This is a genomic window from Agrobacterium sp. 20P9.1.2, assembly GCF_057799395.1.
In genome coordinates, this window is the sequence record NZ_JBYOKI010000004.1 from 26,426 (window position 1) to 49,908 (window position 23,483).

Sequence of the window (23,483 nt, forward strand, 5' to 3'; positions counted from 1 at the left end):
CGGCTGGGAGACCACCGGGGGCTATTCATGGCAGTGACATCAACTGCAGTCATCCTGACGCTTATTGGACTTGCAATTTTCGGCTTTGGTTCTCAGCTCGTTATGCTGGGTGGAAGCTTCTATTATGCATTGGCAGGCCTCGCATTCGTTGTGACGGCCATTCTTTTGTTTCAGAGAAACAAGGCGGCATTGCATTTCTATGCCGCTTTCGTCATCGCGACCCTGCTTTGGGCTTTGTGGGAAGTCGGCTTCGATTGGTGGCAGCTCGGCCCCCGTGGCGGCTTCATCATTTTGATCGGTATGTGGCTGTTGATGCCATGGATCAGAAAGCCGCTCGGCTTTACCAGCCCGACCGGCACATCTTACGGCGCCAACGCTGTTCCCTTGCTGACTGCCGTTTTGGTGTCCGTGGGTGCTGCAGCCTTTGCGATGACGCAGGACCCGCAGGATATGGAAGGCAATCTGCCCGACGAGGTGGTCACCGCCAATCCGACCTACGGAAACCCTGTGCCTGATAATGAGTGGCACCAATATGGGCGCACCTCTTATGGCCAGCGCTATTCGCCGCTGACGCAGATCACCACCAACAATGTCGGTGAGTTGAAGGAAGCGTGGCGCTACCAGACGGGCGACGTGAAGTTGCCCGGCGATGTGGGCGAGACAACCTATCAGGTGACTCCCTTAAAAGTCGGCAATTCGCTTTACATCTGCACGCCGCACAATTGGGCCATTGCCATCGATGCCGCGACCGGCAAGGAAAAGTGGAAATATGACCCCAATTCGGGCATGAACCCGGATCGTCAGCACCAGACCTGCCGAGGCGTGACCTATTATGCCGACCCAACGGCACAGGCTGGTTCGCCCTGTGCGGCACGGGTTTATCTCCCGACTTCGGATGCGCGTCTGATCGCTCTCGACGCGGAAAACGGTCAGGTCTGCACGTCCTTTGCCGACAAGGGCACGCTGCATCTGCAAAGCGGCATGGAGTATAATCCAGCCGGTTATTATTATTCGACGTCCCCACCTGCCATTGCTGGCAACAAGATCATCATCGGTGGTGCCGTCAACGACAACTATTCGACGCAGGAACAGTCCGGCGTCATCAGAGCGTTCGATGTCAACAGCGGTGCCTTGATCTGGAACTGGGATTCGGGAAACCCTACCCAGACCCAACCGCTTCAGCCGGGTCAGACCTATACGACCAACTCTCCCAACAGCTGGTCGGTTTTCAGCGTCGATGAAGCGCTTGGGCTCGTCTATATTCCGCTCGGAAATCAGGTTCCGGACCAGCTCGGTATGGGCCGGAGTGCCAATGTCGAGAAATACTCCTCCTCCATCGTCGCGCTGGATGTGAACACCGGCCAGGACAAATGGGTGCAACAGTTCGTGCATCACGATCTGTGGGACATGGATGTGCCAGCGCAGCCTGTGCTACTCGACATCACCAAGAAGGATGGTCAGACGGTTCCGGCACTGGTTGGACCGACCAAGCAGGGCGATATCTACGTGCTGGACCGCCGCAGCGGCGAGCCGATCCTGGCGATGACCGAAGAGCCTGCGCCATCCGGTACGATCCCCGAAGATTTCAGTGCTCCAACGCAGCCGACTTCGGCGCTGTCCTTCAAGCCTGATCCGCTCCAGGAAAAGAACATGTGGGGCGTCTCCATGTTCGACCAGCTGGCATGCCGCATCAGGTTCCATCAGCTGAATTACAAGGGCCGCTACACGCCGCCATCGCTCAACGGCAGCATCATCTATCCCGGCAATTTCGGCACCTTCAACTGGGGCAGCGTCGCGGTCGATCCAGAACGTCAGGTCATGTTCGGCATGCCGACCTATCTGGCCTTCACATCGCAGCTCGTGCCGCGCGCCCAGATCCCCGCAAAGGGACAGGATGAAAAGGGCAGCGAACAGGGCCTGAACCGCAATGACGGCGCACCCTATGGCGTTCTCATGGGGCCGTTCCTCGGACCGCTCGGCATTCCCTGCCAGGCTCCGCCATGGGGCTATGTGGCCGGTGCCGATCTGCGCACGGGTGAGGTCGCCTACAAGCACAAGAACGGTACCGTCTACGACATGACGCCGCTGCCGCTGCCCTTCAAAGTCGGCGTGCCCGGCATCGGTGGCCCGATGATTACCAAGGGCGGCGTTGCCTTCCTCGGCGCTGCTGTCGATGATTACCTGCGCGCCTATGACCTGACATCCGGCAAGCAGCTGTGGGAAGCACGCCTTCCCGCAGGCGGACAGGCAACGCCGATGACCTATGCGATGAATGACGGCAAGCAATATGTGGTCATCGTCGCAGGCGGACACGGCTCCGTCGGCACGAAGCCCGGCGATTATGTGATCGCTTATACGCTGCCTTGAATGGGCGGTGATGAATTGTGAAGCAATGGCCGGGACGAAAGTTCCGGCCTTTGTGCTTTGTGTTACCACCATGCTGTTTTACCGAAATCATATCTTGCAATCGATATGTAATAACATTACAGCAATCATTGCTTGACGACGGTTTCTGAATAGGTCTATCTGCACGCGACGGTTTCGAGCGAGTGATCGCGAGGAATAATAGGGAATACGGTGCGAACCTTGGTTCAATGCCGTAGCTGCCCCCGCAACTGTAAGCGGATTGTCGAACCCTTTGGCGCTCATTTAAGCGTCATGCCACTGCGGGTGAATATCGCGGGAAGGTGGGTGAAGACGCAAATCCGTGAGCCAGGAGACCTGCCGTCATAAGTTCATTCCAAGTCACGGGCGGGGATGCCCGGAACAGGAGACGTCGTGATTGCATCTTGCGCCCGCCAGCGCCTTATTCCATCTGCCATGTCCCGGTTTCGGATCGTCTCTGCCCGTGTTTTCACGGACTGAACATCGACACATGTTCACATTGGTCTGCTTCTCGCCGACCGCTGACGATTTCGGGGACTATCGGAAATGACATTCAGTTTCAAACAGACGGTTTTTGCAGCCAGTTTTGCCGTTGTGGCAATGGCAACGGCCATGCCTGCGGCCCAAGCAGCCGAGACGACCTATCCGCTGACCTTCAAGAATTGCGGTCGCGACGTGACCTTTACCCATGCGCCAGAGCGTACGGTGTCCATCGGTCAAAGCACCACGGAAATTCTCTATCTGCTCGGTCTGGCCGACAAGGTCGTGGGCACCGCGGTCTGGATTGGCCCAGTCATTAAGGGTTATGAAGAGGCCAATGCCAAGATCGACCGTCTGGCCGATAACGATCCGAGTTTTGAAAGCGTGCTGGCCAAAAAGCCTGATCTCGTCACGGCCCAGTTTCAGTGGCATGTCGGCCCAGAAGGCATCGTTGCCAAGCCGCAGCAGTTCGAAGAGCTGAAAATTCCCGTTTACACCTCGCCTGCCGATTGCACCGGCAAGGATAATTCGGGCGGCGGCGATGGCGTGCGCCATTCCGTCTTCACCATGGACCTGATCTATCAGGAAGTGACCGAACTCGCGCAAATCTTCAATGTGCAGGACAGGGGCGAAAAGCTCGTGGCCGATCTGAAGGCTCGCGAAGAAGCGGCGCGCAAGAAGATCGCCTCTGCCGATGGCAAGCTGTCTGCCGTCTTCTGGTTCTCCAGTGCGGAGCTTGATATCGATCCTTACGTTGCGGGCACCAATGGTGCGCCCGGCTACATCATGTCCGCGCTTGGCATCAAGAATGTCATCAACAGCGAGGAAGAGTGGCCGACGGTGGGTTGGGAAACCATTGCGAAGTCGCAGCCGACCCTTGTCGTTGCCGGTAAGATGGACCGCAGGCGGTTTCCGGCAGACGATATCGTGGTCAAGGAGAAGTTCCTGAAGGAAGATCCGGTCACGAGCCTGATGCCGTCCGTCAAGCAGGGGCACATCGTTGCCATGGATGCGCAGGCCATGAACCCGACCATCCGCACCATCGAAGGTATCGAAGTTCTGGCCGACGCCGTCGTCCAGCTTGGCCTTGCAAAGTAAGCCATGCGTGCCTGTTTCATCTTCACCCGTGCCGCCTTGCTGGCGGTCGGGTGTCTGGCTCTGGCGCTCTGGTTCGGAGCGGCCATCGGCGAGACATCCATTCCCATGGATGTCGTCGCCAAGACGGTCGCAAACCGTGTGTTCCATGCAGGCTATCCGCTCGATGCCATCGATGAAGGCATCATCTGGAACTACCGCCTCAGCCGGGCGGTGGTAGCCGCCTGCTGTGGTGCGGCACTGGCCATGTCCGGCGTCGTGCTTCAATCGCTCCTGCGCAATCCTTTGGCCGATCCTTATATTCTGGGGATTTCTGCGGGTGCATCGACCGGGGCCGTAGGCGTTGCCATTCTAGGCTTCGGTGCCGGCATGCTGACCATGCCGCTTGGCGCATTTCTGGGGGCAATCGTGGCATTTGCGCTTGTCAGTCTGCTGGCCTTGCGGGCAGGCAGCGGCAACAGCGCCATTATTCTCGCAGGTGTCGCCGGTTCGCAGCTTTTCAACGCGCTGACCTCCTTCATCGTGACCAAGGCGGCCAATGCTGAGCAGGCGCGTGGCATCATGTTCTGGTTGCTGGGCAATCTGTCCGGCGTTCGCTGGCCGGATGTGTGGCTGGCCTTGCCTGTCGCGATTGGCGGTTTCGTCGTGTGTCTGTGGCATGCGCGTGCTCTGGACGCCTTTACCTTCGGCTCCGAATCCGCCGCCGCTCTCGGCATACCCGTGCGCCGCGTCTACATTATTCTGACCGGCGTTTCCGCCTTGATGACGGCCATCATGGTCAGCATCGTCGGCTCCATCGGCTTTATTGGTCTCGTCATTCCCCATGCCGCACGCATGATCGTCGGCATTCGCCATGGTCGTCTTCTGCCCGCTGCTGCCTTGACGGGGGCAGTGTTCATGATCGCTGCCGATATTCTGTCGCGCACCATCATCGTTGGCCAGGTTCTGCCCATCGGCGTTATCACCGCCTTGTTCGGCGCACCCGCTTTCGCTTTCATTCTTAGCCAGCGACGGAGGGCCGTATGATGCTTTCAGCCCAGGATGTGTGCTGGTCTGCCGGTGGCGTGGACATCGTCAAAAATGTCAGTCTGGAGATCAGGCCGGGTGAATTTCTAGGGATCGTCGGGCCGAACGGCTCTGGCAAAACGAGCCTCATGTCGCTCCTCTGCGGTATTCGCAAATCGAAATCCGGCGAGGTGACGCTGGATGGTAAGGCGATGCAGGACATGAACCGCCGAGACGTCGCGCGCTCCATCGCATTCGTCGAGCAACAGGCGGAAACGCAGGAGCGGATCAATGCGCGTCAGGCCGTAGAGCTTGGCCGCACACCGCATATCGGTGCCTTGTCGCCATGGTCGGCGCAGGATGACGCTATCGTGGATCAGGCGCTGCGGGATGTGGATGCCGAACATCTTGCAAAACGCATGTGGCATACGCTGTCTGGCGGGGAGCGACAGCGTCTGCATATTGCCCGGGCGCTGGCGCAAAAGCCCAACATTCTGCTTCTGGACGAGCCGACCAACCATCTCGATATCGGCCATCAGATCGCGCTTCTGCACCTCGTGCGCAAGCAGCGGCTGACCGTTGCCGCCGCTCTGCACGACCTCAACCATGCGGCCATGTTCTGCGACCGGGTGGCCGTCATGAAAGGCGGCAAGCTGGTTGCGCTTGGCAAGCCATCCACCGTGTTCACCGTCGATCTGATCGATGATGTGTTCGGCGTTGCGGTGGATGTCGAGCGTGAAGATGGCGACATCTGCCACATCCGCTACCGCCCGCCCCGCGATGAGACCCTATCGAATTCAAGGACCGTCACATGAGCATTGTTCGCACGCTTTCTGCCAGCCTGTTTCTTGCCTGCCTCGCTTTCTCTCCGGCGCTTGGCGAAACATTCGAGGTGAAGATGCTCAATCAGGGTGAAAAAGGCTCGATGGTGTTCGAGCCGGATTTTCTTCACCTGAATCCGGGCGATAAGGTCAAATTCATCGCCACCAACAAGAGCCACAATGCCGCGACCATCGACGGCATGGTGCCGGAGGGGGCGACCGGCTTCAAAGGCAAGATCAATGAGGAAATCGAGGTCTCTTTTGATCATCCCGGCTTCTATGGCATCAAATGCTCACCGCATTACGGTATGGGCATGGTGATGCTGATCAAGGTCGGCGAAACGACGCTCCCGGAAAGCTACAAATCGGTCAACCATCCCGCCCGCGCAAAACCGCGTTTCGATGCGCTGATGGCCATTGCCGAAGGCAAATCTTAAGCCGCCACACGACTTTGCGGCATGCGCATCCGTTTTCGGCGGCGCGTCTCTTGAATTGGGAAGACGGCCTCCCACATCTGGATCAACCCGCTGGTCCGGGCCCCTCTGGTGAAAGTCTCGGCGCTTTCACGATGTCGGACCTTTTCCGATGTCTTCGCCGAGTGTGCAGAGGTTAGCGCATGATTTCCGATATTGCCGTGTGGTTCATCACGCTTTTCGTTTTGAGCCCCATTCAGGCCGAGGTGCAGGACCGTCTTCAGGGCGCCAATGCGTCGGCCCAATCCATTCAGCAGTCCCAGCAATGTATTGCGGCGCAGGGCCCAAAGCTGCTTCAGCGTGCTGGCGAAGACCCGTCCTGGGCAATTGCGACGGCTGCTGGCTATACGCTCGGCTGGACCTCACCGGTGCAGTTGCTCGATGCGAACGATCCGAATTGCGCCGAACTGACCCGTCTGTTGCAGACCGGTGAGGGAGAAGAGGCCAATAGCTAAATTCTATCTGCAATCCGGCGGCCTGAGAGATCAGGCCTTGCCGGATTGCCAGTTGCGATACCAGTCCACGAAGGCGGAAACGCCCGTTTCGATGGTGATATCTGGCGCGTAGCCGGTCAGCGCCCGCAACAGATCAGGCGAGGCGAAGGTGCGCGGTACATCGCCCTGCTGCATGGGCAGCATGTTGCGGATGGCTTTCTGGCCGAGAACGTCTTCCACCGTTTCCACGAAGCGCATCAGTTCCACCGGCTGACCACCGCCGATGTTAACGACGCGGAAGGGTGCGTGTTTCGACAGCGTGTCGGTTACACCTTCTTCGGTCACGCGATTGTCTTCCGAGGGCGGTATGTGGCTCAGCCGCACGATGCCTTCGACCAGATCGTCGATATAGGTGAAATCACGGCTCATCTTGCCTTCGCCGTAGATGTCGATGGGCTGGCCCTTCAAGATCGCATCCACGAATTTGAACAGCGCCATATCCGGGCGACCCCACGGGCCATAGACCGTGAAGAAACGGAAGGCCGTGGTCGGCACCTTGTGCAGATGGGCGTAGCTATGCGCCATCAGCTCCATGGATTTCTTGGTGGCCGCATAAATCGTCATCGGCTCGTCGGCGCGGTCGCTTTCGGCGAAGGGCACTTTTTCATTAGAGCCATAGATCGAAGAGGTGGAGGCCAGCAGCAGATGCTTCGGTTGCAGGTTCTTTGCCAGTTCCAGAATATTCCACGAGCCGATGAGGTTCGAGCTGACATAATCCTTCGGGCAATCGATGCTGTAGCGCACGCCTGCCTGTGCGGCGAGGTGGATGATCACTTCCGGCTCTGCCAGATCAGCGGCACGGTTCAGCGCATCCGCATCCTCCAGCATGCCGATCTGGGCCTTGAAGCCGTTGGAGCGGGCCAGAATGGCGTGGCGTTTTTCCTTCAGCGCAACATCGTAATATTGCGTCATGCCATCGAAGCCGACGACAAAATGGCCGTCATCCAGCAAACGCCTTGCCAGGTGAAAGCCGATGAAACCCGCCGTGCCGGTGATCAGATATCGCATGTTTTCGCCTTGCTTATGATGGACGGCCGATGCCGGCATAGGTGAAGCCGTGTGCGGTGACCTCATCCGGGCGATAGATATTGCGCAAATCCACCAGAACAGGTGAGGCCATGATCGACTTCAGCCGCTCGAGATCGAGCGCGCGGAACTGATTCCATTCGGTCACGATCACCACCGCATCCGCTCCCTGCGCCGCCTCATAGGGACCGGCGGCATATTCGATGCCTTCCATCAGCGGGCGCGCATTGACCATGCCTTCGGGGTCGTAGCCCGTGACCTTGGCGCCCGCATCCTGCAAGGTCTGGACGACGGCAATGGCCGGGCTGTCGCGCATGTCGTCGGTGTTGGGCTTGAAGGTGAGGCCCAGTACGGCGATCTTCTTGCCTCTGATATCGCCACCCACGGCAGCGATGACCTTGCGGCCCATGGCGCGCTTGCGGTTGTCGTTGACGGCAATGGTCGTCTCGATCAGGCGGACGGGGCTGTCATAATCCTGCGCGGTCTTTGCCAGTGCCAGCGTATCCTTGGGAAAGCAGGAGCCGCCATAACCGGGACCTGCATGCAGGAACTTGGCACCGATGCGGCCATCCAGGCCGATGCCGCGTGACACATCCTGAATATCACCACCGACTTTTTCGCACAGATCGGCCATTTCGTTGATGAAAGTGATCTTCATGGCGAGGAAGGCGTTGGCGGCGTATTTGATCAGCTCGGATGTGCGACGCGTGGTGAACAGCAGCGGGGACTGGTTGAGGTAAAGCGGGCGATAGACTTCCGTCATCACAGGCCGCGCGCGTTCATCGGACAGGCCGACAACGATACGGTCCGGGCGCTTGAAGTCATCGATGGCGGCACCTTCGCGCAGGAATTCCGGATTGGAGACGACGGCGATATCGGCGCTCGGGTTTTCCTCGCGGATGATGCGCTCGACTTCGTCACCGGTGCCGACTGGAACTGTGGACTTGGTGACGATGACGGTAAAGCCGGTCACGGCTGCTGCGATTTCGCGTGCCGCGGCATAGACATAGCCGAGATCGGCATGGCCATCGCCACGACGTGATGGCGTTCCAACCGCGATGAAGACGACGTCGGCATCGGCAACCGCGCTCTTGAGATCGGTGGTGAAGCTCAGGCGACCGGCCTTGGCGTTGCTGGCAACGATGACATCAAGACCCGGTTCGAAAATCGGGATCTGGCCGTTTTTCAGCGCCTCGATCTTTTCCGGCATCTTATCGACACAGATGACGTCATGGCCGAAATCGGCAAAACAGGCACCTGAAACCAGCCCGACATAACCAGAGCCAATCATTACAATACGCATCGAAAAACCTTTCGGGATCAAGGCGGACGATCGCTCGCCAGCCGCACTTGCGCGTCAAAACAGCATTTTGAGTAGCTGTTTATCCGCCTTCGTTGCCGGGGCCAAGCGTGCAGCATGTTTTCAACGGACGATTTCAAGAAATTGTTGTAAATGGAACCGGCGACAAGGCACCACAGGGCTTGTGAAGCGTTCACCCACCATGTCTTCTGCTGCTTATTTCAGGAAAAACCGGCATCCATGATCCAGCAATCCAGCCTTTCGGAAATTTCACTCTGGCTTTCGCAGCAGGGCTATGAAGGGGTTGCCGAAGAAACCTTGTTGTCCGGCTTTTGCGAACGCTGCAATGGGGCGGGGATCAGCATCTCCTCGGCGCTGATACTGATGGATACGCTGCATCCCGATTTCGAAGGGCATGCCTTTCGCTGGGACAGCCATAATGTGTTCGAATCCTCCAGCGTCTATGATTTCACCGATGACGGAGAGGCGCGGGAAGCCTGGGAAAGCTCGGTCTTTTTTCATCTCATCAAGGAAAATGCCCATGAGGCGCGGCACCGGTTTTTTCTCGGTGAAGAGACGCGGTTTCCAAAGCTCTCCGAACTGAGAGATGCCGGACATACGGATTATCTAGCGGCAGTCCACCGCTTCACGGATCGCGGCAGCATCGGGGAGATGAACGCCTTTTATTCGCAGTGGCTGACGCGCCACCCGGAAGGTTTTCACGATGATGAGCTTGCGGCCTTGCGCATGCTGTTGCCCACGCTGGCACTCGCCGTCAAGGCGGCCTGCTGCATGCGCATCATCGGTACGATCAGCGATGTCTATCTGGGCCGCGATGCGGGCCGAAAGGTCATGAGCGGAACGATTACCCGTGGCGAGGTCGAGAGGATCGATGCAGTCCTGTGGTTTTCCGACTTGCGGGATTTCACCGGCATTTCCGACCGGGCCGAACCGGACCAGATCATTCCGTTTCTGAATGACTATGCCGGTCTGGTCATCGATGCCATCCACGCCCATGGCGGCAGTGTGCTGAAGCTGATCGGGGACGGGGTACTGGCGATCTTCCGCGATGGCGATCAGCAATCAGGATGCGCTGCCGCACTGGCATCGGAAATCACCATGCGAACCAACCTCACCGTTCTCAATCATCGACGCCGCATGGAGGGACTGCCGACGACCGACGTCTATCTCGGCCTGCATGTGGGTGAGGTCTTCTATGGCAATATAGGCAGCCGCAACCGGCTGGATTTCACCGTGGTGGGTCCGGCCGTCAATATGGTCAGCCGCATCAGCGGCCTGTGCGCCTCGGTGGACCGGGATACGGTCATGTCGCGGGAGTTCACGGCGGGTTGCCCGGAAGAAATGCGCGGATTGATGGTGTCCATCGGGCGCTTCGCGCTTCGCGGTTTTGCTCGGGCTCACGAGCTTTTCACCATCGACCCGGAAATCTGCTGACAGCCCGAGCGTTCCCGAACAAAAGGGAACGATTTTTGTGCTTTCATGCCTTGTCTACCAGCGATGTGAGGCGTAGCCAGAGGTGGGGGCTATCGTCACATCACCGTCATCAGCGCATTGATTCGATGCGAGGCGGTGGCCTATTCTCCTGCCGGGATCGGTTGCCATGCAAAAAGGTTTTCTACTGGGGTTGCTCGCCTATGCCAGCTTTTCCTGTGGAGACGCCACCATCAAGTCGTTGGGGTCACAGGTCAGCGTCTTCGAGATCGGCTTTTTCAGCATTCTGTCATCCGCATCCCTGATTTTCTTTCTGAAGCCGAAGGAAGAGCGCTGGCGGCATTTCTGGCGCATGAGCAGGCCGTGGGCTGTGCATGGGCGGGCGATTTCCGGCCTGTTTGCGGGAATTCTCGGCATCTATGCCTTTACCAGCGTGCCATTGGCCGAGGCCTATGCGCTGATTTTTCTGTCTCCGCTTTTCGTCACCATTCTGTCGGCACTTGTGCTGAAGGAAGATATCGGGCTTTGGCGCTGGTCTGCGGTCATGGCGGGCATTGTCGGCGTGCTCCTCGTGGTGCGTCCTGGCTTCAAGGCGCTGGAACTCGGGCATTTCGCGGCGCTCTGCGTGGCCTTTCTGGCGGGGCTGACCATCGTTCTTTTGCGCTCGCTCGCCGGGCGGGAAAAGCGCACGTCGATCATGGGCGTGCTCATCCTGTATGGTCTGACCTTCAACGGTATCTTGATGATACCGGAATTTCAGGTGCCGACGCTGAACCAGATCGGGGCTTTCATCGTCATCGGCATGTGTACCGCTGTCGGCCAGATAACCTTGCTGACGGCCACGAAAATTGCGCCAGCCAGCCAGATCGCACCTTCGCATTATTCCCAGATCCTATGGGCGGTCGCCATCGGCGCGTCCTTCTTCGGGGAGTACCCCGATGCGCTGGCGATCTCCGGTCTGGTCGTCATTGCGTCGGCGGGGTTGCTGACGATGATGCGCGAGAAAATCCGTCTGGGATTCGTGCGCTGGAACCCGTTTTTCCGCAATCGTCTATGATTACGGGTCGCCAGCCGGTCTGCCCACTTCTTCCAGCAGCCAGTTTTGAAAAGCGCGCGCCAACACATTGTCCTGCCGCCCTTCCGGCAAGGCGATGTAATAGCTGTTTTCTGTTTGCAGCGGCACGTCGAAGACCACATTCAGCAGGCCGGATTTCAGTTCCGCCTCGATCAGATATTTCGGCAAAAGCGCAAAGCCCAAACCGCTGATCGCGGCCTCGATGAGCATGGAAAATTGATCGAAGCGACTGCCGCGATAGGCGCGGTCCGAAGCAAGGCCGATCATTTCAAACCACTCGGTCCATAATTTCGGGCGCGTGGTGACATGCAAAAGCGGGCCTTCCAACATGTCTTCGTGCGAGTTCACGGTTCGGGAGGCGAGAAGCGCAGGGCTTGCCACGGGCACGATGACCTCGTTGCACAGAAAGGTGCAGGTGCCGTGGGCCCAGACCGGCTGGCCGTAATGAATTGCGATATCGAAGCCTTCCTCATCGAAATCGAAAGGCTGCGAGCGGGAGCCGACGGTCAGCGCCGTATCCGGGCGAGCGGCCATGAATTTGTGTAGGCGAGGGGTTAGCCAGCGGCTGCCAAAGGTGGGGAGCGTGGCGATGGAGAGCGAGGCGCTGGAGGAACCGGCGGTCACGGCGCGGACCATCAACTGTTCCGATTGCTGCAACAATCTCTGCACATCCGGCAAGAATTTGCGGCCTGCATCCGAGAGCACGACGCGGCGACGGATGCGCTCGAACAGCAACATGCCGGTCTGCGCTTCCAGATCGCTGATCTGGCGACTGACGGCACTCTGTGTCAGGTTCAACTCTTCAGCGGCGCGCGTGAAATTGCCATGCCGTGCAGCGCATTCGAAGGCCTGCAAGGTAACGATATCGGGAACCAGCCGTCTGCGTGTGTCCATTCCTGTCTCGCATCAACCTACCCGCTTTCCTCATTTGAAAACGGCGCTTGAACCCGTATATGATCAGGAAAGAGAATGAAACGGGTATTGTCTGGCGTCAACCGCGATTGTTTTCGCCGCTTCAGAAAGACCCGGTGCAGCAACCCCCAGCCGGATTTGGCTTTTGGCATATCGCCACCGCCGCCGATCCCGCGTTTGGAACAACGGAGCCATTGTCATGAGCCAAACCACAACCAAGGTCGATGTTGTCAAGGAAGCCGCAGCGCTTCTGGCCAAGATGGGCGTTTCCCCTGAACTCTATCAGGGTGGCGACATGGCCTCGTTTAGCCCTGTCAGCGGCGAAGAGATCGCGCGTCTGAAAACGGTTTCTGCCGGTGATGTGGCTGCTATTATCGAGACGGCAGATGCGGCATTCAAGGCATGGCGTCTGGTGCCGGCGCCCAAGCGCGGCGAACTGGTGCGTCTGCTGGGCGAAGAATTGCGCGCCTCCAAGGATGACCTCGGTCGTCTGGTATCGCTGGAAGCCGGTAAGATCCCGTCCGAAGGTCTGGGCGAAGTGCAGGAAATGATCGACATCTGCGATTTCGCCGTCGGTCTCTCCCGCCAGCTTTACGGCCTGACGATCGCCACTGAGCGCCCCGGCCACCGTATGATGGAAACCTGGCATCCCCTGGGTGTCGTCGGTGTTATCTCCGCCTTCAACTTCCCCGTTGCCGTCTGGTCGTGGAATGCGGCACTTGCTCTGGTCTGCGGCAACTCGGTCGTGTGGAAGCCATCGGAAAAGACACCGCTGACGGCGCTTGCCGTGCAGGGCATTTTCGAGCGCGCCGTTGCCCGTTTTGGCGATGCGCCTGAAGGTCTCAGCCAGCTCATTATCGGTGATCGCACCGTGGGTGAAGCACTGGTCGATCATCCCAAAGTGCCGCTCGTCTCTGCCACCGGCTCAACCCGCATGGGCCGCGATGTCGGCCCGCGCCTTGCCAAGCGCTTTGCTCGCGCGATTCTGGAATTGGGTGGCAACAATGCCGGTATCGTCTGCCCATCTGCCGATCTCGATATGGCCCTGCGCGCCATCGCCTTCGGTGCCATGGGCACGGCCGGTCAGCGCTGCACCACGCTTCGCCGCCTCTTCGTGCATGACAGCGTCTACGATCAGCTCGTTCCGCGTCTGAAGAAGGCCTATGCGTCTGTCTCCATCGGCAATCCGCTGGAAACCTCGGCACTCGTCGGCCCGCTGGTCGACAAGGCTGCTTTCGACGGCATGCAGAAGGCGCTGAAAGAAGCCAAGGCTCATGGCGGTGTCGTCGCCGGTGGCGAACGTGTTGCCGAGGCTGGCAAGGACACGGCCTATTACGTGAAGCCAGCGCTGGTCGAAATGCCAAAGCAGGTTGGCCCTGTGCTGGAAGAAACCTTCGCGCCGATCCTCTACGTGATGAAATACAGCGATTTTGATCAGGCCGTTGCAGACCACAACGCCGTTGCCGCTGGCCTTTCCTCCTCCATTTTTACCCGCGATCTTCAGGAAGCCGAGCGCTTTATGGCAGCTGATGGGTCCGATTGCGGCATTGCCAATGTCAATATCGGTACATCGGGTGCGGAAATCGGTGGTGCCTTCGGTGGTGAAAAGGAAACCGGTGGCGGTCGTGAATCCGGGTCGGATTCCTGGAAGGCCTATATGCGCCGCGCCACCAACACGGTGAACTATTCCAAGGCGCTGCCGCTTGCGCAGGGCGTGACCTTCGATATCGAGTAATCGGAAGATCGGCTGGCGAGCATGTCTCGCCAGCCGATGATCTTTAGCCGATGGACATCAGGCTGGCATTGCCGCCCGCTGCCGTCGTGTTGACGCTGACGGAAACTTCTTCCAGCAGCCAGTTCAGATTGTAGGGCTGTTCGGTTCCCTGCAACGCCTCGGTCGTCGCGGCCTGAACCAGAACGAGCGGACCGGGAAGTTCGGCAATCCGGGCATTTATCTGCCGCACCCTGTCAGCATCACCTTCCAACAGCGCACCGGCAAAGGGGCCGGCTTTCGCCCAATCATCCGACCATGCGATGTGGGCTGCAACACTGGATGGCAGGCCGTTCAGCTCCGTTTCCAGACCCGTCTGCTTGTCGATTGCGACCGTGTTGCCGGTGGCAAGTGCTGCTGCCAGTTGGCGGAACAGCCCCTTTGCCGTCAGCGGGGCCAGAAGAACATGGCCGCGTGGATGCAGGGCGTAAAGATTGCGCTCGCCCACCGGCCCCGCAAGCTCTGTTTCGAAACCGAGGCCGGAGAGTTTGGCGGATGTACGGGCGGTTTCCGCCGCAGCCGTCTCGCCTTTCGCCTCCAGCCAGTTGGCGAAATCGGTGATGGACGTATCGTTTTGCTGACCCTTGCGCTCGACAGTGGGCGCAGTCTTCGTCAGACGACCGAGATAGAGAGGACCGCCAGCCTTCGGGCCAGTACCGGACAGACCGCGTCCGCCGAAGGGCTGGACGCCGACGACGGCACCAATGATGTTGCGATTGACATAGAGATTGCCCGCTTTGACACGCGATAGCACATGCGCAATCGTCGTGTCGAGGCGCGTATGCAGGCCGAAGGTCAGGCCGTAGCCGGTGGCATTGATGTCGTCGATCAGACGATCGAGCCTCTCACGTTTGAAGCGGATGACATGCAGAACGGGGCCGAAGACTTCGCGCTTGAGATCGGACAGCGCCGTCAACTCGATGATGGTCGGCGGCACGAAGGTTCCCTTGTCCGTCTCGCCGGCCAGCGCGATCTGCTCGATGCGGTTGCCTGACGCCCGCATGGATTCGATGTGCTTTTCGATGTTGTCTTTGGCTTCCAGCGTTATGACCGGGCCGACATCTACCGATAGGCGATCCGTTCTGCCGATGCGCAATTCATGCAGCGCGCCCTTCAGCATCGTCAGCGTCCGCTCAGCCACGTCGTCCTGAAGGCAGAGAACGCGCAACGCGGAGCAGCGCTGACCAGCGCTGTCGAAAGCGGACGCGATGACATCGGCAACGACCTGTTCTGCCAGTGCCGAGGAATCCACGATCATGGCGTTCTGACCACCGGTTTCGGCAATCAGCGGAATGGGCTGGCCTTCGCTCGATATGCGTGCAGTCAGCTGTTTCTGGATGAGGCGGGCGACCTCGGTGGAGCCTGTGAACATCACGCCTGCTGTTTGCGGAGCACCCACCAGCAGCGCGCCGGTTTTGCCATCGCCGGGCAGAAGTTGCACGGCATCTTCAGGGACGCCAGCCTCATGTAATAGCCGAATGCCTTCTGCGGCAATCAGCGGTGTTTCCTCGGCAGGCTTGGCCAGAACCGGGTTGCCGGCAACCAACGCTGCGGCCACCTGCCCGATGAAGATTGCCAGTGGGAAATTCCATGGGCTGATGCAGACGACCGGGCCAAGAGCCTGCTGCTGCGGGCCGAAGGTGTTGCGGGCCTCGGCGGCGTAATAGCGCAGGAAATCGATGGCTTCGCGCACTTCGGCAATGGCGTTGGGCGCCGACTTCCCGGCTTCGCGCATGATGAGACCGAGCAGTGTCGGCAACTTTGCCTGCATCAGATCGGCTGCCTTTTCGAGGCATGCCGCGCGCTCTTCCACGCTGGTCTGCGGCCATGTGGATGCGGCGGCTGCTTCGAGTGCTTTCGTCACATCGCCTTCGGTCGGTTCGGTGACAAAGCCGACGATATCATCGAGGTCGCCGGGGTTGAGAACAGGGCGCGTGGAACCGGTGGCAGTGGGAGATGCGGCTTTCCATTCGGTCTCGGCGCTTGCGGACAGTGCTTCGCTGAGTGAGGCGAGGGTGTCTTCATTGGCGAGATCGAGGCCGGAGGAGTTCACGCGTGCGCCATAGAGGTTGGCGGGCTTGGAAATCTTGTCGTGCTGCGCACCCGGTGTCGCCATGGATTTGACTACCGCGACCGGGTCTTCCAGCAGGGAGTCGATGGCGACATTGGGGTCGGCGATGCGGTTGACGAAGGAGGAGTTCGCGCCGTTTTCCAAAAGGCGACGCACGAGATAGGCAAGCAGCGTTTCATGTGTTCCCACTGGCGCGTAGAAACGGCAGGGGCGGTCAAGGTGTTGTCTGCCGACAACCTCGCTGTAGAGCGGTTCGCCCATGCCATGCAGGCACTGGAATTCGTAATCGCCGATTTTGAAATCAGGCCCAGCCAGATGATAGATCGTCGCCAGCGACTGCGCATTGTGGGTCGCAAATTGCGGGAAGATCACATCGCGGGCGGCAAGAAGTTTGCGCGCACACGCGATGTAGGACACATCCGTATGGACCTTGCGGGTGAAGACAGGGAAGTCTTCCAGCCCATCCAACTGCGCGCGCTTGATTTCCGCATCCCAATAGGCGCCCTTGACCAGACGCACCATGATACGGCGGTTGGAGTGGCGGGCGAGATCGATGATGTAGTCCAGCACGAAGGGGCAGCGGCGGCTATAGGCCTGCACGACAAAGCCGAGACCCTGCCAGTTACCCAGTTCCGGGTCGAGAGCGATGGCTTCCAGCAGATCGAGAGAAAGCTCCAGCCGGTCGGCTTCTTCGGCATCGATGTTGAGGCCGATATCGTAGCGCTTGGCCAGCAGCATCAGGGATTTCACGCGCGGCAGAAGCTCATCCATCACGCGCAGTGCCTGCGCACGGGCGTAACGTGGGTGCAGCGCAGACAGCTTGATGGAAATGCCGGGGCCGCCATAGACGCCGCGACCGGCAGAGGCCTTGCCGATGGCATGGATCGCCTGTTCATAATCGCGGTAATACCGCTCGGCATCCTTTGCCGTCGTCGCGGCTTCTCCCAGCATGTCGTATGAATATTGAAAGCCCTTCGCTTCCAAAGGCTTGGAGCGGCTGATGGCTTCGCCAATCGTCTGGCCGGTTACGAATTGTTCGCCCATCATCCGCATCGCCATATCCACGCCACGGCGGATAACGGGCTCCCCGGCACGGGAAATGAGCTTGGTCAGCGCAGCCGACAGGCTCTTGTCGTTGACGGTCGAGGTCAGCTTGCCGGTGATGACCAGACCCCAAGTGGCGGCATTGACGAAGAGCGAACGACCGCCACCGAGATGCGAGCGCCAGTCACCGGTGGCGATCTTGTCGCGGATCAGCGCATCACGGGTGGCAGCGTCGGGAATACGCAGCAGCGCTTCGGCAAGGCACATCAGCGCCACGCCTTCTTGGCTGGAGAGGGAATATTCCTGCACCAGACCTTCGACACCGGTGCCCTTCGCCTTGGAGCGCAGCGCCTGAACCAGCTTACGCGCCGTGGTGCGGATCGTATCGGCCTGTTCGGGCGAAACACTCGCAGCTTCCAGCAAGGGCGCGATGCAGTCAGGCTCGGCACGGCGATAGGCTGCGGTAATGGCGTGGCGAAGCGGGCTTTGCGGTCGCACCGGCGGCGCGAATTGCGCAAAAATCTTGCCGGGTTCATCTGTCTGTGTCGTGTTTATCATTGCTGCATGTTCCGCCATCGGCCCGGCCCCTGGATATTTGTTTCGAGCGCGCGTTCTCGTTGCTCTTTTTCAACGCTCAGAATATCATTGCCGGTGAAATTGCTATGGCCTTATTTTAGCGATATATCAGGACAAAATGACTTATAATGCGCGATATAAAAGGCAAAGTGGATGGCGAAACCATCAGAAACAGGCGATCTGGATCACTTCGATTTGAAGATACTGGAAGCGATGAGCGAGGATGGGCGCATGTCTATTCTGCAACTCTCCAAGCAGGTCGGTCTTTCAAAGACGCCGTGCCAGACACGTTTGAAGCGTTTGGTGGATGAGGGCTACATTCTCGGCTTTCGCGCCATGCTCAACCCGGCCAAGCTTGGGCTTGAGCATATTGCTTTTACCGAAGTCAAACTGTCCGACACGCGGGAAAAGGCGCTCGAAGATTTCAACACATCCGTTCGCAAGATCAAGGAAGTGGAGGAATGCCACATGATTGCGGGGGCGTTCGATTACCTGCTGAAAGTGCGCACCACAAACATCCGTAAATATAGACAGGTATTGGGAGAGAAAATTTCCAGCCTGCCCTGCGTGGCCAACACATCGACCTTCGTTGTCATGCAATCAGTAAAGGATGTCGGAATGTAAAAAACGGCGCAGCCCTGCAGCTACGCCGTTTTAATGTCTTTTGGACGTTTAGCGTACCGCAGCCGCTGCGGTAACAGCCGTCATCTGGGCATCCGGGCCAAACTCGTTCTCGTCTTCAATGCCAAGCAGTTCCTGCAAACGAAGGCGGGCGCGGCTGACACGGCTCTTGATCGTACCCACTGGGCAACCGCAAATCTCCGCAGCTTCCTCATAGGCAAAACCGGATGCGCCGATCAGAAGAATGGCTTCGCGCTGGTCTTCGGGCAGTTTGGCAAGCGCCGTCTTGAAATCAGCGAGATCGACGGAACCATGCTGTTCCGGCGGCACGGACAGGCGAGACGTGTATGCGCCGTCCGTATCCTGCACTTCACGGCCTGATTTTCTGATCTGGCTGTAGAACTCGTTGCGCAGGATCGTCACCAGCCATGCCCGCATATTGGTGCCGGGTTGATAGCTGTCCTGCTTGGCCCATGCCTTCATGATCGTATCCTGTACGAGGTCATCGGCCCGGTCACGCGATCTGATGAGAGATATGGCAAAGGCGCGCAGATTTGGAAGGGCTGCCAGCATTTCGCGCTTGAAATTATATTCGTTCTTGCTCGAATCTGTTGCCATCATCCCCTCGAAGCTTTCGCGTTGTTTTCAGCTTCGTCGAGCTTTTCAAGAAGATCGAGAAATTTGTCTGGAATTCCCTCATCCTGAACTGCATCATACAATTCTCGTAGTTTTCGGGAGATTACGGCGCGACCCGAATCGGGAACCGTCGGCGGTGTTCCCTTGTCAGATGGATCCTGGTCCGATTGAAACATGCTCATGATTTCCGGTATTCCTTTGGTGACGTCGCTAGTAATGCGTGGCAGAAAAAATAGTTCCAGCCAAACGGAACTTTTTTTGAAACGCCGCGTTTTTTCGTTCAGGTTTGCGCTGCAAACCGCATGAACAGGGGAGAATTCCATGTCAGTTTCTACACGCATCGCTCCGCATCTGCCCTATCTCCGCAGGTTTGCGCGTGCCGTTTGCGGTTCACAATCAACTGGCGATGCTTATGTTGCCGCCAGCCTTGAGGCACTGATCGCAGATGTCAGCATTTTTCCGCAGACGAGCAGCGATCGCGTTTCGCTTTACCAATTGTTTGTCTCCATCTTTAGTTCCGTTACCATCAACATCAAGAATGATGAGAACCTGACCGGATGGGAAAAGCGCGCCTCCGCCAATCTTTCGGCTGTTCCCGCCGTGCCGCGCCAGGCGTTCCTGTTGACAACGGTTGAAGAATTCACCCTTGCAGAAGTTGCAGAGGTGCTGCGCGTGCCGGAAGGCGAAGTCAGCAAGCTGATCGATGAAGCCGCTTCCGAAATCGCCCGTCAGGTTGCAACCGATATCATGATCATTGAGGACGAGCCTCTGATCGCCATGGATATCGAGCAGATGGTGACCGACCTCGGCCACAACGTGACCGGCATTGCCCGCACGCACAAGGAAGCGCTCGAGCTGTTCCATCGCACCCAGCCGAAGATGATCCTGGCCGACATTCAGCTCGCAGACGGAAGCTCCGGTCTGGAAGCAATGAAGGAAATCCTTCAGATGACGACGCTGCCAGTTATCTTCATCACGGCTTTCCCGGAACGTCTGCTGACCGGCGAGCGCCCAGAGCCGACATTCCTCGTCACCAAGCCATTCAACCCGGATATGGTCAAGGCCCTCATAAGTCAGGCTCTTTTCTTCAATGAAAGTTCACGCGTCGCCGCATAACTTGCACTGATTTTAAAAAGATTTTGGAACTCGGGTTCTTACCCGGCGTTGACGTCGATATGTTTTTTCAAGCATCGCGACCATCATCGCCGTTCCGCGTTAGGAGACAATATTGCATCGGCTGGCGTGGCATAATGCGGAGCGGGATGAGGGCGATCTGCACGATTCACTCGTGCTCGCACTGCTGGACTCTGACGAGACGGTTATGCTGCAAGACCGCGATAAGGAGTATATCTTTATCGCCAACCTGCCCGACGTATGGAGCCTGCCAACGGAATCCGGGCAAGACCCGACCGATGTGACGATGTTCGGCAACGACCTCGCGGTCCGTCTGTCCGAACTGAAGAAAGACCTGACCTCTGCGGGAAGCCGCGGCATGCTCGAAGTCAGCGCGGGCAAGGACCGCGTCTTCCAGTTTCACGTCTATTCCACCGTGAACATGTCCGGGCAGCGGGTTCTCAAGACCACGATCAGAGAGATCACCGTCGAGCGGCGTCGTGAGCAATTGCTTCGCTCGCTTTTGCGTGAGGTCAGTCACCGTTCCAAAAATCTTTTGGCGATCATTCAGAGCCTGTCGGCCCAGACGGCGCGTTTCAGCTTCACCAAGGAAGATTTCCTGCGCAAATTCCGAGGGCGCCTGCATGCGCTGGCGCAATCCCAGGATTTGATCACCGATTCGGACTGGCGCGGCGCGGAGACTTTCGATCTCCTCAAGCAGCAGGCCGACCTTTATCTCCCGGAATATCCCAACCTTATAAGGATGGTTGGCGAGAACCTTTTGCTGAACCCCAATGGCGCGCTCTATGTGGGCCTGGCGTTCCACGAGCTGGTGGTGAATACCGTCAGCCATGGGGGCAATCTCTCGCGCCATCTTCCCATCACGCTCGCTTGTCGCAAGGACGGCGAATTTTTCGAAGTTCGCTGGACGGAGCCGTTGGGTGGCGAAGCCGCACAATCGGCTTCCGCCGATGGCGGCAAGCGAAGCCATTTCGGAAGTGTCGTGCTGGAAAAGGTCGTGCCTGCGGCCTTGTGCGGAGAGGCGAGCTATAATGTCTCTGCTGACAATATCGACTATTTCCTGAAATTCCCGGCACCCCTTCCCACGTAATCAATAGCCGCGCGTCATAATGAAAAGGCCCGTGTGTTCACGGCTGCTATGATATGGCTACTCGTATTCTGGCTTGAAAATAGCCCTAAAACACAAAAGCACGGCTCCGTAGAGCCGTGCTATCTGTGGCAGGTTTTCAGGGGCAAAACCTGCATCGCCAAGCCTCAGGCGGGGACGGGGAGTGGCTTGGCTTGCTGTAACAACGTGACCGGCACCGGTTGGTTCCCGCCATGGTTCAATTTTATTCCAGCACCGTTGTATTTTTCTGCGTCAGGAAATGGCGCATGGGTGCGGTCAGCGTCCAGCGGAATCCGGTCTCACTGTAATCCATTGAAATATTGGCGGAAAATGCACTTTCAGCGTGGCGTTTGATGATCGTCGTGCCAAAGCCGCTGCGGGTTGGTGCAACCGCAGCAGGGCCGCCGATCTCGTTCCAGTCGATGGTCAACTGGTCGTGATCGCCCTCGACCTTCCGTGTCCAGGACAATTCGACGGTCGCGGTCTTTCTGGACAGCGCACCATATTTGATGGAGTTGGTGGTTAGCTCATGAATGATGAGGCCGAAATTCTGCGCTGCTTCCGGCGACAGCATGAAGTCTTCACCGCTGAGTTTTACCTGATCGACGGCGGTGCCGAAGACATTCATATGTGTCTCGATCAGCTTGCGCATCGGCAGGCCCTGCCATTGCACCTCTGATAACGCGCTGATCGACATGCCGAGGCCGCGAAGCCTGTGGTCTACTTCCTTCTGGAATTCGGGCACCGTGGTGTTTTCACGCGCAAGCTGGCGCATCATCGCCTGCACCAGCGTCAGCAGGTTTTTGGAGCGGTGAACCAGCTCATGCAAAATGAGGTGCGTTCGGTCTTCCGCCTGACTGCGGTCGAAAGACGCGTTGGACAGCGCCACGGCGACCTGGTTGGCCTCTTTAATTTTGGTGTCGATGGGCGCAACGATCTCGCCTTCACCAATGCGTTTTGCCATATCCACCAGTTCACGGATCGAGCCGCGCAGCTGCCGGCCAACCAGATAGGCACCGGCGATGGCAATGATGACAAGCACGAAGCTGCCGATCATCATTTTTCGCCATGTGCTGACCAAAGCTGACTGGCTGTTATCGGCGGGTCCCCAGATCACCGCTTTCCACGACCAGCCCGGAAGCTGGGAATAGGCATAGATAATGCCGTTCTGATCTTCAAAGCTGCCGCTCAAGGATCGCATCAGCCCGGTTGCGTCGCTGTGGCCGAAAGCGGTGCCCGCTGCGATCTCTTCCGGCGCGCTGGAAGCGACGACGTGGCTGTCGGCATCCAATATGGCAATCGACCAGCCGGGTGGAAGCCCGTCTGTTGAGATCAGCCCCATCAGGTCGCGGGCATTCTGGGTCATGATCAGGGCGTCGCCCGCAGCGGATAGCGCGCGCGGCAAGGGCCGCATGACGTTGAATACCCATTCCTTGCTGGTATTGCCGAAGAAAATATTGGACACGGCTGTCCGCCCACCGGCAATCACTTCCGCAAGCTTGATATCAGGCGGCACATTGCCCAGCGGTTGCTCGAAAGGCACGCGGCTGTTCAGGCGCTGTTTTCCGTCGGCGGTTGCGATGATGACATAGAGCCCCTGCTTCTGAAGGCTCTCGCTCACTCGCTTGTGAAAAGCCGAGAGGTCGCCATCTTCCAGTTCCGGGAACTGCGAGAGGAGATTGAGCGAGGTTGCCATTTCCTGCAAACGGCGATCGATGTTGCGGCTGACGGCGCGGGCATCTTCGACCGCCTCGCGCTGAAGGTCGCCTCTTTCATCTGCCTCAAGCTTTAACATCAAATAGCCGACGAAGATAATCAGCGGCAGCGTGATTACCGTTGTCATAACAACGAGATAGACGCTTATCGGCGCAGTCGGGAAAAAGCCAGCAAGGCGTTGTCTTAGTCTGGAAATGAAATCGTTCTGCATTGTTTCGCTGGTTTCGACTGCTGCTCAAGTCATGGTAGGATGGGCGCAGAATGGCTGAAGCGGAGAAGCTTCGCAAT

At 58.3% G+C, this 23,483-nt stretch carries 18 protein-coding genes, 1 pseudogene and 1 riboswitch; of the genes and pseudogenes, 12 read left to right on the top strand and 7 right to left on the bottom strand.

Features of this window, described 5'->3' with window-relative positions; translation table 11 throughout:
* The first annotated feature begins 27 nt into the window (after positions 1-27).
* The 6 genes and pseudogenes from AC27VJ_RS12790 to AC27VJ_RS12815 all read left to right on the top strand — a co-directional run bounded on the left by AC27VJ_RS12790 (position 28) and on the right by AC27VJ_RS12815 (position 6,714).
* Positions 28-2,367 carry a glucose/quinate/shikimate family membrane-bound PQQ-dependent dehydrogenase gene (locus AC27VJ_RS12790; RefSeq protein ID WP_488684365.1) on the top strand — a complete coding sequence of 780 codons (2,340 nt, stop codon included), beginning with the start codon at positions 28-30 and terminating at the stop codon, positions 2,365-2,367.
* Positions 2,368-2,519: 152 nt separating this feature from the next.
* A riboswitch (cobalamin riboswitch) is annotated at positions 2,520-2,743 on the top strand.
* Positions 2,744-3,012: 269 nt separating this feature from the next.
* Positions 3,013-3,963 (top strand): annotated as a pseudogene (locus AC27VJ_RS12795) (ABC transporter substrate-binding protein); the annotation flags it as partial.
* Positions 3,964-3,966: 3 nt separating this feature from the next.
* Positions 3,967-4,986 (top strand): FecCD family ABC transporter permease, encoded by a 1,020-nt coding sequence (locus tag AC27VJ_RS12800; RefSeq protein WP_488684366.1) that lies wholly within the window; start codon positions 3,967-3,969, stop codon positions 4,984-4,986.
* Positions 4,983-5,780, top strand: coding sequence for an ABC transporter ATP-binding protein (locus AC27VJ_RS12805; protein ID WP_488684367.1), 798 nt, complete (start codon positions 4,983-4,985; stop codon positions 5,778-5,780). Before AC27VJ_RS12800 ends, AC27VJ_RS12805 begins: the two co-directional genes overlap by 4 nt.
* Positions 5,777-6,223 carry a pseudoazurin gene (locus tag AC27VJ_RS12810; protein ID WP_488684368.1) on the top strand — a complete coding sequence of 149 codons (447 nt, stop codon included), beginning with the start codon at positions 5,777-5,779 and terminating at the stop codon, positions 6,221-6,223. Before AC27VJ_RS12805 ends, AC27VJ_RS12810 begins: the two co-directional genes overlap by 4 nt.
* Before the next feature lie 179 nt (positions 6,224-6,402).
* On the top strand, positions 6,403-6,714 hold the full coding sequence (locus tag AC27VJ_RS12815; protein WP_488684370.1) for a hypothetical protein: 312 nt from the start codon (positions 6,403-6,405) through the stop codon (positions 6,712-6,714).
* Between the two features lie 30 nt (positions 6,715-6,744).
* Here AC27VJ_RS12815 and AC27VJ_RS12820 read toward each other — a convergent pair whose 3' ends face one another.
* Together AC27VJ_RS12820 and AC27VJ_RS12825 are read right to left on the bottom strand one after the other, a co-directional pair.
* The gene (locus tag AC27VJ_RS12820) at positions 6,745-7,761 is read right to left on the bottom strand and encodes an NAD-dependent epimerase (RefSeq protein ID WP_488684371.1); all 1,017 of its coding nucleotides are present in this window, start codon (positions 7,759-7,761) and stop codon (positions 6,745-6,747) included.
* Positions 7,762-7,774: 13 nt separating this feature from the next.
* On the bottom strand, positions 7,775-9,082 hold the full coding sequence (locus AC27VJ_RS12825; protein ID WP_488684372.1) for a UDP-glucose dehydrogenase family protein: 1,308 nt from the start codon (positions 9,080-9,082) through the stop codon (positions 7,775-7,777).
* Between the two features lie 237 nt (positions 9,083-9,319).
* On the opposite strand from AC27VJ_RS12825, the gene AC27VJ_RS12830 reads away from it, so the two are divergent.
* Together AC27VJ_RS12830 and AC27VJ_RS12835 are read left to right on the top strand one after the other, a co-directional pair.
* Positions 9,320-10,534, top strand: a complete 1,215-nt coding sequence (locus tag AC27VJ_RS12830; RefSeq protein WP_488684373.1) for an adenylate/guanylate cyclase domain-containing protein — start codon at positions 9,320-9,322, stop codon at positions 10,532-10,534.
* 166 nt (positions 10,535-10,700) lie between these two features.
* Positions 10,701-11,588 carry a DMT family transporter gene (locus AC27VJ_RS12835; protein WP_488684374.1) on the top strand — a complete coding sequence of 296 codons (888 nt, stop codon included), beginning with the start codon at positions 10,701-10,703 and terminating at the stop codon, positions 11,586-11,588.
* Here AC27VJ_RS12835 and AC27VJ_RS12840 read toward each other — a convergent pair whose 3' ends face one another.
* Positions 11,589-12,500: a LysR family transcriptional regulator gene (locus AC27VJ_RS12840; protein WP_488684375.1), complete on the bottom strand. Its 912-nt coding sequence runs from the start codon at positions 12,498-12,500 to the stop codon at positions 11,589-11,591. It lies immediately after the preceding gene.
* A 217-nt stretch (positions 12,501-12,717) separates the two neighbouring features.
* Between AC27VJ_RS12840 and amaB the strand changes: the two genes are divergently transcribed.
* Positions 12,718-14,253: an L-piperidine-6-carboxylate dehydrogenase gene (amaB, locus tag AC27VJ_RS12845; protein WP_488684376.1), complete on the top strand. Its 1,536-nt coding sequence runs from the start codon at positions 12,718-12,720 to the stop codon at positions 14,251-14,253.
* Between the two features lie 43 nt (positions 14,254-14,296).
* Here the strand turns inward: amaB and putA are convergent, their stop codons facing one another.
* A complete protein-coding gene (gene putA, locus AC27VJ_RS12850; protein WP_488684377.1) occupies positions 14,297-17,980 on the bottom strand; it encodes a trifunctional transcriptional regulator/proline dehydrogenase/L-glutamate gamma-semialdehyde dehydrogenase in 3,684 nt (1,227 codons plus the stop codon).
* Positions 17,981-18,133: 153 nt separating this feature from the next.
* Here putA and AC27VJ_RS12855 point away from each other — a divergent pair, with 153 nt between their 5' ends.
* Positions 18,134-18,604, top strand: a complete 471-nt coding sequence (locus AC27VJ_RS12855) for an Lrp/AsnC family transcriptional regulator (protein ID WP_488684378.1) — start codon at positions 18,134-18,136, stop codon at positions 18,602-18,604.
* A gap of 48 nt (positions 18,605-18,652) precedes the next feature.
* Here the strand turns inward: AC27VJ_RS12855 and AC27VJ_RS12860 are convergent, their stop codons facing one another.
* Both AC27VJ_RS12860 and AC27VJ_RS12865 read right to left on the bottom strand, forming a co-directional pair.
* Positions 18,653-19,219 carry a sigma-70 family RNA polymerase sigma factor gene (locus tag AC27VJ_RS12860; protein ID WP_113086275.1) on the bottom strand — a complete coding sequence of 189 codons (567 nt, stop codon included), beginning with the start codon at positions 19,217-19,219 and terminating at the stop codon, positions 18,653-18,655.
* A complete protein-coding gene (locus AC27VJ_RS12865) occupies positions 19,219-19,419 on the bottom strand; it encodes a NepR family anti-sigma factor (RefSeq protein WP_113086276.1) in 201 nt (66 codons plus the stop codon). Before AC27VJ_RS12865 ends, AC27VJ_RS12860 begins: the two co-directional genes overlap by 1 nt.
* A gap of 139 nt (positions 19,420-19,558) precedes the next feature.
* Between AC27VJ_RS12865 and AC27VJ_RS12870 the strand changes: the two genes are divergently transcribed.
* The gene (locus AC27VJ_RS12870) at positions 19,559-20,353 is read left to right on the top strand and encodes a response regulator (protein ID WP_113086216.1); all 795 of its coding nucleotides are present in this window, start codon (positions 19,559-19,561) and stop codon (positions 20,351-20,353) included.
* A gap of 112 nt (positions 20,354-20,465) precedes the next feature.
* Positions 20,466-21,461, top strand: coding sequence for a sensor histidine kinase (locus tag AC27VJ_RS12875; protein WP_488684379.1), 996 nt, complete (start codon positions 20,466-20,468; stop codon positions 21,459-21,461).
* Between the two features lie 241 nt (positions 21,462-21,702).
* On the opposite strand, the gene AC27VJ_RS12880 is transcribed toward AC27VJ_RS12875, so the two are convergent.
* Positions 21,703-23,406, bottom strand: coding sequence for a sensor histidine kinase (locus tag AC27VJ_RS12880; protein WP_488684380.1), 1,704 nt, complete (start codon positions 23,404-23,406; stop codon positions 21,703-21,705).
* Between the last annotated feature and the right edge of the window lie 77 nt (positions 23,407-23,483).